Genomic DNA, 14,020 nt, shown 5'->3' with positions numbered 1-14,020 from the left:
GACCGGCGCCACCGCGCCGGGGCGCGGAAGGCGCGCGACCGGGCGCGAGCCGCCGGGAACTTCGCGGAAGTGCCGCAACCAACCTGGAGTCGGGGGCCGACAAGGGTGATCGGGGAGGGCGCGGGTGTGGCGAAGGAGTACGACACGACGCTGAAGTCGCTGGTGCTGGACCACGTCCCGGACTGGGCGGCGTTCCTCGCCGCACGGGCCGGGCTGCCGACCGGGCCGGCGGAGTTGATCGACACCGACCTCTCGACGACACTGCAAGCCGACCGGCTGTTCCGGGTGAACGCCGCGCCGCCGTTCGCCGTCCACGTCGAGTTCGAGAGTTCGGGCCGCCTCGGCATCCCCGCCGAGCTGCTGCGGTACAACGTCGCCGCGTTCGGCGCGACAGGGCTGCCGACCTACTCGGTGCTGGTGTTGCTGCGGCCGAAGGCGAACGCCACCGACCTGACCGGCACGCTGGCACTGGCGATCGGCCCGACCCCGCACCTGACGTTTGGGTACACGGTGGTGCGCGTCTGGGCGGAGTCGGTGGCGTCGTTCCTGAGCGCCGGCCCCGGGCTGGCCCCGCTGGCCGTGCTGACGAACGCGGCCGCCGGGAATCTGGACGGGGCGGTCGAGCGATTCCGCGACCGCTTGACCGAGCCGGACGTGCCGCCGCACCTGGCGAAGGTGCTGTTCGGAGCCAGTTCATCCTGTGCGGCTTGCGGTATGATGAGGAGAAAGTCCGGGCCATCTACGAGGGACTGAGCATGACCCTGGAAGACTCGACGACGTACCAACTGATCCTCCGGCGGGGTAAGGTTGTGGGCCAAGCCGAAGGGAAAGTGGAAGGACAGGTCGAAGAGGCCCGGCGGTTCGTGACACGGTTCGGTACGCGTCAGTTCGGCCCGCCGCCGGCCGCCGTCGACGCCTCCCTGGCCGCTATCGCCGACCGCGACCGGCTCGAACGGATGTTCGACGCTATCCCGACCGCAGCCGGCTGGGATGATCTCCTGACCACACCGTAAGCGGGGCGGGCTTTCCCGCCGGGGCAGTTTGGGCTACCCTTGACGACGCCACGCCCGCACCCGAGGCGCCCGGATGTCGTCGTCGCTGCTCTCCCTGTTCGCGCAAGCCGGCGGCAAGCCGCCCGGCACGCCCTGGGAAAAGCCCGAACTCCTCTACGCCTCCCTGGCCATCGCCGCCGCACTGCTCGCCGGCGGCGTCGTCATCTACTTCGTCGACCGCTGGCGGAAGAGCGGGCTCGCCCCCGGCACCGCCGACGGCGCCGCCGAGCTGACCGGCTTCCGCGGCATGTTGGAGCGCGGCGAGATCACCGAGGAGGAGTACGCCCGCCTCCGCCAGAAGGCCGCCGCCAGGCTGAAAGGCCCGGCTTCGGCTGTCGAAACCAAGAGTCCGGCGGCACTGGACACGGCCCCGGCGCCGCCCGCGCCCCCGAACCCGACGCTGCCGGGGCCGCTCCCCGACGACTACTTCGACGACCCACAACCCCCGCCCCGGCCGACGTAACCGGCGATTCTGCCGCATCCGGCCCGCGGGGCAGAACCCGCAGGGTCGGGCCGTCGCCCGAAACCGATTAGGACAGTTATTCAGAACCCGTGTCGCGCCCGAATCCGGTCGCGGTATGATTAGCCTGAAGTCGGGGTACTTCCCCGACGCCGAGCCCCGGCCCGCTGACCGGCGCCGCCGCCCCAATCACTCCCCCCGAACCCTGCCCTGGGGACCCCGCATGGCTGGTGACCGCACCCCCACCGACACCGGCGCCCGCAAGCCGCCCGGTACGGCCGGCCGGAACCGCAACGCCTACTGCTCGTTCTGCCGCCGCTCGCACCGCGACGTCGGCCCGCTCGTCGAAGGCCCCGGCGACGTCTACATCTGCGGCGAGTGCATCGAGCTCTGCCAGTCGATCATCGACCAGGAGAAGAAGCGCCGCGGCGGCCCCAAGCAGAGCAGCTCCAACACGCCGTCGCCGCGCTCCATCAAGGAGCGGCTCGACCAGTACGTCATCGGCCAGCAGCGCGCCAAGAAGGCGCTCTCCGTCGCCGTCCACAACCACTACAAGCGCCTCTCCCTCGGCGAGAGCGGCGTCAAGGACGTCGAGGTCGAGAAGAGCAACATCCTCCTCATCGGCCCGACCGGCAGCGGCAAGACGCTCCTGGCCCGCACGCTCGCCAAGGTGCTCGACGTGCCGTTCGCCATCGGCGACGCCACCACGCTCACCGAGGCCGGGTACGTCGGCGAGGACGTGGAGAACCTGATCCTGAAGCTCCTCCACGCGGCCGACTTCGACATCGAGGCGGCGCAGCGCGGCATCATCTACATCGACGAGATCGACAAGATCGCCAAGACGTCGCAGAACGTGTCGATCACCCGCGACGTGAGCGGCGAGGGCGTGCAGCAGGCACTCCTGAAGATGCTCGAAGGCACCGTGAGCAACGTGCCGCCGCAGGGCGGGCGGAAGCACCCGGAGCAGCAGTACATCCAGGTGGACACGTCGAACATCCTGTTCATCTGCGGCGGGACGTTCGTGGGGCTGGACGACACGATCAGCCGGCGGCTGGGGCGGAAGTCGATCGGGTTCGGGGCGGTGAACGAGGGGCAGAAGGAGCGGAGCGTCGGCGAGCTGCTGAGCCAGGTGACGGCGGACGACCTGATCGAGTTCGGGATGATCCCCGAGTTCATCGGCCGGCTGCCGGTGCTGGCGCCGCTGGACCCGCTGGACGAGGACGCGATGATTCGCATCCTGACGGAGCCGAAGAACGCCCTGGTGCGTCAGTACCAGAAGCTGTTCGAGATGGAGGGGGCGGAGGTCGAGTTCGACCCGAAGTCGCTGACGGAGATCGCGCGGCTGGCGAAGGCGCGGGAGACGGGGGCGCGCGGGCTGCGGTCGATCGTGGAGGAGGTGATGATGGACGTGATGTACGAGCTGCCGGACATGGAGCACAAGGGGAAGTACCTGATCACGCCGGACGTGGTGCGCGGCGAGCGGAAGCTGTTCGAGAAGAAGCCGGGGAAGAAGAGCGCGTGAGCGCCGGCCAAGCACCTCGACATGCGAAGCCCGGGGACGGCCGTCCCCGGGCTTTTCGCGTTCTCACCCGCTACCGCTTCACCTCGCGCGGCGGCGGGGCCGGCGGCGGAGGAGGCGGTGACGCCGCCAGCTCGGCCCAGAAGCGGACCCACCCCTCGCGCTCGTCGGCGGGCAACGCGGCCAGCGCCACCGGGTCGCGGGTCGGGGCCAGGGTTCGCGTGGTGCGGGCCACCGGGCCGATGAGAGTCGCGATCGGGCCGCCCTTCGTCCGCGCCGTTCGGAGCACGTCCAGCGCCTGCCGCCGCAGCCGAGCCCGCTCCTCGACCGACAGCCCCGGCCCGTCGGCCCCGAGCCCGAACCCCGCCTGCACCGCCCAACCGGCCGCCTGCACCACGTCCACCGTCGGCCGCTCGGCCCCGGCCTCGGTCGCGAACCGGACCGCGAGGGCGTAGCGGTGCTCGAAAGTGGCGCAGTACCGGGCCAGCTGGAACCACTCCGCCGGGGTCGCCGGCCGGAGCTCGCCGCGGAGGACGGCCGGTAGCTTCGCCTCCCACCCGGCAAGCTGCTCGAGCTGTACGTGCTGGAACTGGGAGAGGGACCGGCCCGCGTAGCCGGATTTCGGTCGCGCCGCCGACGCCCGCAGGTCGGCGAGCGCCCCGCGGTTGTCGCCGGCGGCCACCCGCACCTTCGCCCGGAAGTCGTACCCGCCGGGGTGATCGGGCCGGGCGGCGATCAGTTCGTCGCACGCCCGGGCCAGCTCGACCGGGGTCAGCGCCTTCACTCCGCGGCTGCCGGCGACCATTTCGCTGTACAGTACGGTGATCATGAAGAACGCCAGGTCGGCGTCGAGCTGGACGGCCCGGCGCAGGGCCGCGACGGTTTCGTCGTAGTCCGCGGCGAAGGCGCCCGACGTGCCGATGAGGATGTGTGGCCACGGCGACGCGGGGTCGAGCTCGACTGCCGAGCGGACGAGGCGGCCGCCGTCCGGGCTGTCCGGCCGGGCCTCCTTGAGCGCCATCCCCAGCGCCAGCCGGGCGGCCACGCTGCGGGGGCGGGCGGCGACGGCGGCGGTGAAGTGGCGGATGATCTCCGGGTCATCGGGTTCGGAACTGCGGAACCCCAGCCGCATGTGCGCCCAGAACTCGCCCGGGGCACGCTCGTAGGCGACCCGGGCGAGCTCGGCCTGAACGGCCAGGATCGTGCCACCAGACCCGTCCGCCAACCCCTCGGCCAACACCCCCAGCTCCCGGGCCGACATCCGCGCCACCTCCGGGCGCGTCAGTAGCGCCCGCAGCTTCGGTTCGTCCGGCCGCTCGGCCGCCGCCCACCACTCGCGGGTGAACGGGTCGTCCGTCGCCAACAGGAGGACGGCACGGAGTCGGTCGCGCAGGCGCGGCGGGGCCGCGCCCCCGGCGGGCGGCGGCGAGCCGGGCTCCACCAGTGGGGCGGCGCTGCGCCACGCCCGCACCGCGGCGGTCAGCCGGTCGCGGAACCGGTGCCCCTTCAGCCACGCCGCCACGCCGCCCGGCTCGGCCGCGCCGGGGTCGATCCCCGCGGCCCGGAACGCGGCCGCGTACCGCACCGACACGCGGTCGGTGATCGTGACCGGCATGATGAACCGGATGTCGTTCTCGTCGGCGATCCGGTCGAGCTCGGCGAGGAGGGCGCGGTCGCGGTCGTCGGCGTCGAGCCCGGCGGCGGCGGCGGCGACCGCCGCGGTCAGCTCGTCGGTCGGGTCGCCGGCCGCCAGCAGCGCCGCGGCGCGCTTGTGGGCGGACCGGGCGGCGGTGAGGGTGAGCGCCCAGCGCGCGGGGTCGTCGGCCTGCCGCGCCCCTTCGGCGCGGAGCGCCTCGGCCTCGTTGAGCGCGGCGAGTACGTCGCGCTCGGTGGTCAGCCGACGGGCTTGAAGCTCGGCGGCGCGGGCGGTCTCCGCGCGCTCCGCGCGCCACGCCACGGCCGCGAGCCCGGCGACGATCGCCAGCCCGGCGGCCACCAGCAGCCGCCGCGCCCGCCGCCGCTTCCGCTCCTCGGCGGCGCGCACCTCGGCCCGGGTGCGCTCGAGTTCCGCCCGGCGGGCGCGGTCGTCGGCCGCCTGCCGCAGCCCGGCCACGGCGCGCGCCACCTCGCCGCCGTCGGCCGGCCGCCCCGCCGGGTCGGGGCTGAGGCAGCGCCGGCACAGCCCGATCAGTTCCGGCTCGGCGCCGCACCGGTCGAGTCGGGCAAAGCAGTCGGCCACTTCGCCGCGGGTGGCCGCCGCCCACGTGGTCTCGGCGGTGGGGCCGGCGAACGGCGGCTGGCCGGTGAGCACGACGGCCAGGACGGCGCCGAGCCCGAACACGTCGCTGCGGGCGTCGATGCGGTCGGTGTCGCCGCGCGCCTGCTCCGGCGGCATGAACGCCGGCGTGCCCATGACGGCACCGGCCTGGGTCAACGACGAATGACGAACGACGAACGACGACTCGCGCGTCGGGGCTTCGTCATTCGTCATTCGGCCTTCGTCAGTCCCGTCGCGGGCGAGCCCCCAGTCCATGACCTGGACCTCGCCGAACGCCCCGACCATCACGTTCGCCGGCTTCAGATCGCGGTGGATGACGCCCTGGCTGTGGGCGTAGCCGACGGCCTGGCACACCTGCTCGAACGCGGCGACGAACCGGCCGCGCTCGGCGGCGGGGTCGGGGCGGCGGGCGAGCAGCTCGGCGAGGGTGTCGCCCTTGATGAGCTTCATGGCCAGGAACGGCCGGCCGTCGGGGAGGGTGCCGAAGGCGTGGACGGGCGGGATGCCGGGGTGGCTGAGCCGGCCGGTGATGCGGGCCTCGTCGGCGAACCGGCGGGCGGTGCCGGACGCGGCACCGAACCGGTCCTGGAGCACCTTGACGGCGACCTCGCGGCCGAGGCCGGTGTCGGCGGCGCGGTAGACGACGCCGATGCCGCCGCGGGCGATCTCGTCGCCGAGGACGTACCCGCCGGCGGGGGCGGGGGTGCCGGTGGCGGCGGCGTCGGGGGTGTGGGTGGCGAGGGGGTCGTCGGGCGCGGCGGTAGCGCCGGGGTCGGGGTCGCGGGTGGCGAGGGGGTCGGGCGCGGCCATCGCCCGATGGTATCACACGACACCCGACAAGTCACTTCGGCGGTCAGTTCCCCTTCGGCGGCGCCACGATCGGGTCGTCCGACGACGGCGCCGACACCGCCGCGGCGCCCACCGGGCCGGTCGCCGCCGACCGCGCCAGCACCCGCTTCGCCTCCGCCGCCGACAGCGGCGTCAGCTTCGCCAGCGACTGGCCCGGCGCCCACCGGTACAGCACCGGACCCGTCACCTTCGGCCGCACCACCGACGCGAACCCCACCGCGCCCGCCAGCCCGTCCGCCGGGGCCGGCGGCGCCTTCACCAGCGGCGGCGCCTTCACCAGCAGCGGCGGGCCGCCCTTCACCGGGCCGCCCTTCGCCGCCTTCGGGTCCGCCGCCTTCGGCGCCTCGTTCGCCTTCAGGTCCTCCACCACCAGCCCGCCGTCGTCCACCGACACCACCTTGAAGTTCCGCTTCGTCCCGGTGTTGCCGTCGTCGTCGATGTCGAACCCGTTCTCCGCGTCCGGGCGGTACGCCTTGTTCTGCTTCTTCCGCTGGCCGAGGTGCTCGTACTGGATCACCTTCACCCGCCGGGCCGACGCCTCCAGCTCGTACGTCAGCGGGTTGTACTTGTCCCGCACGAACGCCGTCGCCGTCCCGTCCGACCGGATCGACACGCCGATCAGCACGATGTCGGCGGCGATGTCCTCCTTCGCCGCCACCGGCGTCGGCTCCTTCTCCGCCGGCGGCTCGTCGACCCGCACCTTGAACGACCGCTCGGCCTTCTGCCCGTTCGCCGCCTTCGCGTACACGGTGACCGTGCCCGTGCCCGTCTCGCCGGCCTTCGGCTCCAGCTTCAGCGTCTTGCGGGCGTCGTCGATCTTCACCTCGGTGCCCTTGAACGGGCCGCCCTCCACCGTCGCCGTCAGGCTCACCTTGCCGACGTAGTCGGCGTCGGCGACCACCGGCACGCGGATCGGGTCGAGCTTCTCGCCCACCTTGACGGCCACGTCGGCGATGCGGCCGAGCGACATCGGCGGCGGCGGCGGCAGCGGGCCGTGGAACGGGTCCTTCAGCACCAGCAGGCTGTAGTCGCGGGTCTTCGTCGCCAGCACCGGCGCCAGCTGCATCGGGGTGATGCCGCGGCCGGCCTCGGGGCTGAGGGCGACGCCGTTGTACCCGAGCCACCCGCCGACGGCGGCGAACGCCGTGGGCACCGGCAGGAGCGTGCGGCGGTTCTCGGCGTTGTCGAGGATGATGGCCTCGGTGCCGAGCTTGACGATCAGGTCGTGCCGGTCGCCGGCCACCTTCGCCTTGCCGGCGGGGGTGGGCGTGGGGTCCACCTTGATGTCGAGGTGGGTGATCTGCTGCAACACGTTGAGCCGGTAGTAGCCCTCGAGCACGTCCTTGACGTTCCACATGTCGGCCCGCTCGAACGACACCTCGTAGCTGACCTTCTGGTACGCCAGCTTCTTCCCCGCGCCCGGCAGCAGCGGCGTGCCGGCGGGGTCGGGCGACTTCTCGGTGATGCGGTAGCCGGGGGCGACGCCGGCCTTCTGGAGCACGCGGGCCAGCATCTCGGCGTACTCGCGCTTGGCCAGCGAGGCGTCGGCGGGGAGGCTCCGCTTGCGGGCCTCGGTGAGGCGCGGCGCCTCCTTCCGGGCGGCCTTCAGCTCCGCGGCCAGCTTCTCGACGTCGACGGTGAGCTTGTCAGCGGCCTGCGTCTTCTGCGCGTACGGCACGAGGACGAACAGCCACGCGGCGGCCCCGCCGACGGCGAGGACGATCATCCCGATCAGGGCGGCGGCGAGGGTGCGTTCTCTGGCGTTCATCGGCGCGGCGGGCTCGGTGGTGTGCGGGAAGGACCCATGACGAATGACGAACGACGCGGGTCGTCATTCGTCATTCGTCATTCCGGTCACGGCAACTCGTCTTCGGTCGGCGGGGCCGCGGCGGTCGGCGGGGCCGCGGTGCCGTACGCGCCGCGGCGCGGCGGCGGGGTGAACGCCGGCAGCCGCGTGTAGTCCTTCGGGTCGCGGTGGTTCACCTTCGTCTCCAGCGTGAACGACTGCTTGTACGCCGTCTCGCCGGTCGTCAGGGCGCCGCCGAGCTTCTTCGACCCGAGGTAGAACTTGTTCCCCGCCCGGTTGTCCGCCTCGAACGCCGACAGCAGCGCCGACGCCGCCTCCGGCGCCTTCACGCCGACGGTCAGCTTCAGCGTCGCCTGCGCGTCCTGCTTGCCGCCCTTCTCGATCCGCTGGGCCACGGCCTCCACCTTCGTCACCCGCAGCTTGTCGTCGGCCGCCATCCGGTCCGACAGGTCGTACAGCTCGTCGAGGTAGTTCACCTCGCGGGTCCGCCACTGGTCGGCGGCCTTCAGCCGCTCCCGGTCCGGCTTGAGGTCCTCCAGCTGCTTCTCCAGGTCGGCCTTCTCCTCGTTCAGCAGCGCCAGCCGGGAGTCGGCCGAGTCCACGATCAGGTACCCGACCGCGGTGCCGACCACGAGCAGCAGCCCCGCGGCGACGCCGGCGATCAGCATCAGCTTCTTCTTCGGGTCGGCCACGGCCCGCGGCTGGCGCGGGGCGGCGAAGTTGATCGGCACCGCGCCGGCGGCCTTCGCGGCGAGCAGGCCGGCGGCGGCGGCGAACCGGCCGCGGAGCTCGTCGGGCACCGTCGCCGGGGCGTTCACGAGCGGGTCGAACGACTTGACGACGCCGGTGTACCCGGCGCGCCGCAGGCGGGCGCCCCACCCGCCGACGCGGCCCTCCGGCTCGGCCACGTACAGCACGCCGACCGGCGTCGGCCCCGGGTTCACGGCCACGTTCCGCTTCAACTCGGCGACCAGCAGCGCGTCGTTGACCACCACCTGCGCCGCGACCGTGCGGGTGAACGCCACGGCCGAGCCGCGCACCACGGTGAACTCGCCGCCGCCCGGCCCGAGCGTGGCGACCGCGGCGTCGGTCCCGTCCGGCGGCCGGTCGGCCTCGCCGTTGGCAACCGCAGCGGCGAGCCCGGCGGCGACGGCGAACGGCCGCGGGGTGACGGCGGCGAGCCGCAGCCCGGCGGCGGCGCACATCGCCTGCACGGCGACGAAAATGTCCTTGCGGATGACGACGACGGTGGCGCGGCGCTGGCCGTCGGCCGTGTCCGGCAGCGGGGCGTAGTCGAGGACCAGGTCCTCGGGGTTGTCCGGCAGCTCCTTCAGCACCTGGAAGCGGACGACGGCCGGTTCCTCACTGAGCGGCACGGGCGGGAACGTCACCTCGCGGAAGATGACGCGGTCGCGGCCGACGCTCACCAGCGCCGGGGCGGGGGCGATGCCGGCGGCCCGGAGCCGCTCGCGGAGCCCCTCGCCGAGCGCCTTGGCGGTGTCCGCGGAGAGCGGCGGCGGGCCGTGGTCGGCGCCGGGCACCCACGCGAGCGCCTGCTCGGGGCGCGTCGCGGCCCCCTTCACGGTGGCGGCGGCGACGAACACGCCCTGGGCGTCGAGGTCGATGGCCAGGAATCGGGACAAGGAACACCTACGGTTCAGTGTGGTCTATCGTCGTGTGGTTCGGTTGCCGCTTGCGGCTTCGCGCTTCCCAGCGCGAAGCCGCAAGCGGCAACCGAACTGGAGTGCGACTACCGCGGCGGCTCGAACCCGCGCGGCGTGTCCAGGTCGGTCAGGTCGCGGAAGTACAGCGTCCGCGGGGCGCCCTGGTTGATGTCGATGACGGCCTCCGCCCGCGCCACCGGGCCGCCGCTGCCGAAGTACCCCACGGCTTGAATGCGGTACACCATCGTGCGGCCGGTCACGTACTTGCCGATCCGCCGGTACGTCGCCTGGCTCACCGCCCCGCTCGTCACCACCCACGCGCCCGTCACCGTGCCCGGGTCCGTCGGGTTGAGCGCGTCGCGCTGGGCGATGATCGCGTCGGCCTCCTCCTCGGTCATGTTGGGGACGGCCATCAGCACCTCGCGCGGGGCCGTGTTCAGGTTGATCCGCGGCGTCAGCTCCACGTTCGTCGTCGTCGTCGCCTTGTCCATCAGCTCGCCGAACATGGCCGCGAACTTGTCCGGGTCGGCCAGCGGCGACGACACGATCATCTGCGGCGTGTCGGCCGGCGCCCCGGGCACCCGCGGCAGCGTCACCCGGGCCGTCACCAGGTCGAGGAAGTTGGTGATCCGCCGCTTGTTCACCGGCAGCGTCTCCAGCGTCAGCGTGACCGCCGCGTTCACCTCGGCCGGGCCGCCGGCGACGGTCGCCGCCGTGGTGCCGCCGCGGCTGTTGGTGCCGGCCAGGCCGAACATCTTGTACGCCATGATGAAGTCGGCCAGCTCCTGCGGCAGCCGGGCGGTCAGCTTCTGGTACAGCCCCGGCAGGTCGTCGGCCTCGTTCACGTTCGTGCGCAGCTGGCCCTGCGAGTCGGTGTTGATCTCGCGGCCGTACACCGTCAGGAAGTCGGCGAGGCCGCGGTCGAACGTGCCGCCGCTGCCGTCGTCGTCGGCCACCCCGTTGCGGTTGCGGTCCGAGCCGTACAGCACCTGCGGCGTCACCCCGCGGACGAACAGCAGCTCCTCGACGCTGTTCAGCGGGCCGTTCTTGCACCGGTACGGCTGCCCCAGCCCGAGGTAGTAGTCGGACTCGGCCCCGCCCTCGCGGGGGTCGTCGTCGGGGTCCACCCAGTCCACGACGGCGGCGGCCACGTCCTCGGTCATGTTCGGCAGCTTCATCAGCGCGTCGTAGAGCAGCTGCCCCGAGTCGTCGAGCTGGATGAGGGTGTTGATGTTCAGCCGGCTCGCCTCGTCGATGACACACCCGTACCGCTGCTCGTACCCGCCGTTGCCGTCCGGCAGCACGGCGACGAGGACGAAGCGGGCCACCTGGCGGGCCACGCCGCCGTCGCGGACGAGCTGCGGGTAGAAGGCGCCGTCGGCGTACGGGTTGCCGCCGAGCTCGCCGTTGAGGATGCTCGGGTCGGACAGCATCGCGGCGGCGTAGTGGACGCCGGAGCGGGCGGCGGCGCGGGCCTGGGCCGAGTCCTGCGAGCGGGCGGCGGCGCGGTACTCGGCGGTCATCAGGTCGGTGAACCGGTACGCGGCCAGCGACAGGACGACGACGACGATGAGGACGGCGACGATGACGAACCCGCGGCGCGGGGCACGGCGGCCGGTGTCGGCGGCGGGCCGGCGGAGCCTCATCGGTGCGGTCCTCGCGGGGTGAATCGTGGGGGCGGCGGGCGGCTGTCGTGTCTGCGTCTTAACCCCGGAGGGGTGTCGGCGTGTAGCCCGGGGTGGAACCCCGGGCGGCGTGGGCGTGGAACCGGGGGGCGTGACCCCACGGACTCCGCCGCAGGCCGCCCGGGGTTCCACCCCGGGCTACACGCCGACACCCTCCGGGGTTAAGAACCGAGCCGACCGCCGGCCAGGTGTTTCGTTAGCGTCCGCCGCGCGCCCCGCCTGCGGCACCACCCGCGCCTCCCCGCGCGCCACCGGCGCCACCCGGAGCCGCACCGCCCGCGCCACCGCGAGCACCGCCGGCGCCACCCGGAGCCGCACCGCGAGCGCCGCCGGCGCCGCCCGGACCAGCACCGCCCGCGCCGCCACCGCCGGGTCCGCCGCCCTGACCACCTCGGGCGCCACCCGCGCCACCCGGTCCGCCCATCGCACCGCCAGCCTGACCGCCGCGTCCGCCCGCGCCACCACCCGGGCCCATGCCGCCACCGCCAGCAGGGCCACCGCCCTGACCGCCGCGGCCGCCACCCGGACCCATACCGCCAGCGCCGCCAGGACCGCCACCCTGGCCGCCGCGCCCGCCCATGCCGCCCGGACCCATACCGCCAGCGCCGCCCGCACCACCGGCACCGGCTGCACCACCGGCCGCCGGCGTGGCGCCCTGCGCGGCCGGGTCCGTCGAGCTGCCGGTGTCCGGCGTCACGGCGCCGCTGTCGGTACTCGGCTCGACCATCTCCGGCGTCACCGGGCCGGGCGCCGCCGGCACGCGGATCACCTGCACCGCCGTCTTCGACTGCGGCGGCTGGCCCGGCCGGTTCGACGGCACCTCGAACGTCAGCGTCACCCGGATGGCGCGCGGCGGGCCGGTCGGCGAAACGCCGTCGGCGGCCGGCGTGCTGCCGTCCCAGCTGGTCACCCAGCCGGCGCCGTCGAAGTACTCGAACGTCACGTCGGTGACCTCGTCCACGAGGGTATCACCGTCCTCGTCGGAAAGGTCGGGGTCGGACGAGTTCCGCACCCCGTCGGCGGTGACCCACGCCCGTTCCTGTCGGCACAACCCGCCCCCCGAGCGGAGCCAGTACGTGATCCGCCGCAGGTCGCTCGACGTTTGCGCCGCCGTCGGCGCCGCCAGCTCGCCGGTGAAGGCCAGCGAGCTCGGCAGGCCGCTGGCGTAAATGGTCAGCGTCTTGTCCGTGCCGACGACGCCGGCCTGGAACGAGATGTCGGCCGCCTTCGGGGCCGCGACCGTGGCTTCGGCGGCGCCGTCGTCGGCGGGGGCGGGGGTGCTGCCGTCGGCCGCGGGGAGCGCCGCGGCCGGGTCCGCCATCGGGGCCGCGGCCGCGGCGGGGTCGCCGGTTGTCATGCCGGACATGTCGGCGGACATGCCGCCGTCGGAGGCCGGGGGCGGGGTGCCGGCGGCGCTGTTCCCGCCGGACTTCGGCGGCAGCGGCCCCAGCGCCGAGGCCAGGTCGAGGTTGATGCGGTTGAACGCGGCGCGGGAGAGGTTGTCGGCGTCGAGCGCCTCGCGGCTCATGGTGGTGCGGCGGAGCGTGATGTCCATGGCGAAGTACAGGGCCGCCAGGAGGAAGATGGCGATCAGGCTCGCCAGCATCACCTCCAGGATGGTGAACCCGCCGCGCCGCGTCCGGTTCAGCCTCATGGCATGGTCCCCGTGGCGGGCGTCCCGGTCCCGCCGTTCACTTCCGCCGCGTCCACGTCCGCCTGCGACGGCTTCTGCGCCTGCGCCGCCGAGCCGGTCATGGCCGGGTCGTAGATCAGCTGCGCCAGCACCACCTCGAACGGCTTGCCGCGGTCGTCCCGGCTCACCGTCACCGTCACCCGGTACAGGTTCGTTGCCGTCTCCGGCTGCGAGTCGACACTCCACGACCACTCGGGCTCGTGCTCGAACGTGCCGCCGCCGCCGGCCGTGACGTCGATGACGCCGGCCTCGCACTCGGCGAGCTTGTCCTGGGCGAGGCGGGTGCCGCGGACGTGGAATTGGGCGACGGTGCCGTGGTTACTGCCCACGTCCACCAGCTGCCCGATGGCGGCCAGCGACATGAGCAGGATGGCCAGCGCGAGGAGGACTTCGATGAGCGTGAGGCCGGGGCGGGCGCGGCCGGTCGGCCGGGGCATCACCCACCCCCGTACTTGCTGTCGTTCGGCAGCACCCGCGCCGAGCCGGACACGCCGCGGAGCTGGATGCGGATCGGCGGGTAGCCGCCCTCGCTCACGGCGATCACCGAGCCGACCTCGCGGCAGGTGCCGTCCGGCAGGAACGTGCCGACCGTGACCCACGAGCCGTCGCCGGCGGGGGCGTCGGCCGACTCGTCGGCGATCAGCCCGGCGGTGGCCTTGTCGAGCCGGGACTCCAGGCACGTCACGGCGGCGCCGGGCTCGTCGGCCGCGGGGAGGCTGCCGAAGTCGGCGGTGTCCGGGGCCAGGCGGATGCGGGTGCCGTCGGCGCTGATGGCCAGGCGGTACGGCTCGCCGCGCTCCATCGCCAGCCCGCGGGCGTCGGCGATGCGGCCGCGGACCATGTCGGCCGCGGCGCGCTGGTCGGCGTTCCCCTTCAGGCCGTTGATCGTCGGGAACGTGACCGCGGCGATGATGAGGATGATGGCCAGGACGGCCATCGTCTCCATCAGGGTGAAGCCGGCGCGGCGGGGGCGAAGGCGGGTCACTGCGTCACCGGTGGGGTAGGGGATCCGT

The 14,020-nt window shown here is 73.7% G+C and carries 11 protein-coding genes; 4 read left to right on the top strand and 7 right to left on the bottom strand.

Features of this window, described 5'->3' with window-relative positions:
- Nucleotides 1-126 precede the first annotated feature (126 nt).
- From ETAA1_RS00465 to clpX, 4 genes are all read left to right on the top strand, one after another.
- The gene (locus ETAA1_RS00465) at nt 127-753 is read left to right on the top strand and encodes an RpnC/YadD family protein (protein ID WP_145233330.1); all 627 of its coding nucleotides are present in this window, start codon (nt 127-129) and stop codon (nt 751-753) included.
- Nucleotides 754-755: 2 nt separating this feature from the next.
- The gene (locus ETAA1_RS00460) at nt 756-1,013 is read left to right on the top strand and encodes a hypothetical protein (RefSeq protein WP_145233329.1); all 258 of its coding nucleotides are present in this window, start codon (nt 756-758) and stop codon (nt 1,011-1,013) included.
- Nucleotides 1,014-1,086: 73 nt separating this feature from the next.
- Nucleotides 1,087-1,515, top strand: a complete 429-nt coding sequence (locus tag ETAA1_RS00455) for an SHOCT domain-containing protein (RefSeq protein ID WP_145233327.1) — start codon at nt 1,087-1,089, stop codon at nt 1,513-1,515.
- A gap of 220 nt (nt 1,516-1,735) precedes the next feature.
- Nucleotides 1,736-3,034: an ATP-dependent Clp protease ATP-binding subunit ClpX gene (clpX, locus tag ETAA1_RS00450; RefSeq protein ID WP_145233325.1), complete on the top strand. Its 1,299-nt coding sequence runs from the start codon at nt 1,736-1,738 to the stop codon at nt 3,032-3,034.
- Between the two features lie 70 nt (nt 3,035-3,104).
- Here the strand turns inward: clpX and ETAA1_RS00445 are convergent, their stop codons facing one another.
- From ETAA1_RS00445 to ETAA1_RS00410, 7 genes are all read right to left on the bottom strand, one after another.
- A complete protein-coding gene (locus ETAA1_RS00445) occupies nt 3,105-6,119 on the bottom strand; it encodes a serine/threonine-protein kinase (protein WP_145233323.1) in 3,015 nt (1,004 codons plus the stop codon).
- Between the two features lie 43 nt (nt 6,120-6,162).
- Complete coding sequence (locus tag ETAA1_RS00440; protein ID WP_145233322.1) at nt 6,163-7,926, bottom strand: hypothetical protein; 1,764 nt, start codon at nt 7,924-7,926, stop codon at nt 6,163-6,165.
- 86 nt (nt 7,927-8,012) lie between these two features.
- Entirely contained in the window at nt 8,013-9,608 is a 1,596-nt protein-coding gene (locus ETAA1_RS31320) for an ETRAMP family protein (protein WP_202920556.1), read from the bottom strand.
- Between the two features lie 107 nt (nt 9,609-9,715).
- On the bottom strand, nt 9,716-11,275 hold the full coding sequence (locus ETAA1_RS00430) for a type II secretion system protein GspK (protein WP_145233320.1): 1,560 nt from the start codon (nt 11,273-11,275) through the stop codon (nt 9,716-9,718).
- A gap of 235 nt (nt 11,276-11,510) precedes the next feature.
- Nucleotides 11,511-12,968: a type II secretion system protein GspJ gene (locus ETAA1_RS33285; protein ID WP_202920555.1), complete on the bottom strand. Its 1,458-nt coding sequence runs from the start codon at nt 12,966-12,968 to the stop codon at nt 11,511-11,513.
- Entirely contained in the window at nt 12,965-13,444 is a 480-nt protein-coding gene (locus ETAA1_RS00415; protein WP_145233318.1) for a type IV pilus modification PilV family protein, read from the bottom strand. The genes ETAA1_RS33285 and ETAA1_RS00415 overlap by 4 nt, the downstream gene beginning before the upstream one ends.
- Nucleotides 13,444-13,992 (bottom strand): pilus assembly FimT family protein, encoded by a 549-nt coding sequence (locus ETAA1_RS00410; RefSeq protein ID WP_202920554.1) that lies wholly within the window; start codon nt 13,990-13,992, stop codon nt 13,444-13,446. The genes ETAA1_RS00415 and ETAA1_RS00410 overlap by 1 nt, the downstream gene beginning before the upstream one ends.
- Nucleotides 13,993-14,020 lie beyond the last annotated feature (28 nt).

Source organism: Urbifossiella limnaea (genome assembly GCF_007747215.1).
Lineage (GTDB): Bacteria > Planctomycetota > Planctomycetia > Gemmatales > Gemmataceae > Urbifossiella > Urbifossiella limnaea.
This window is presented reverse-complemented; position numbering and strand designations above follow the sequence as displayed.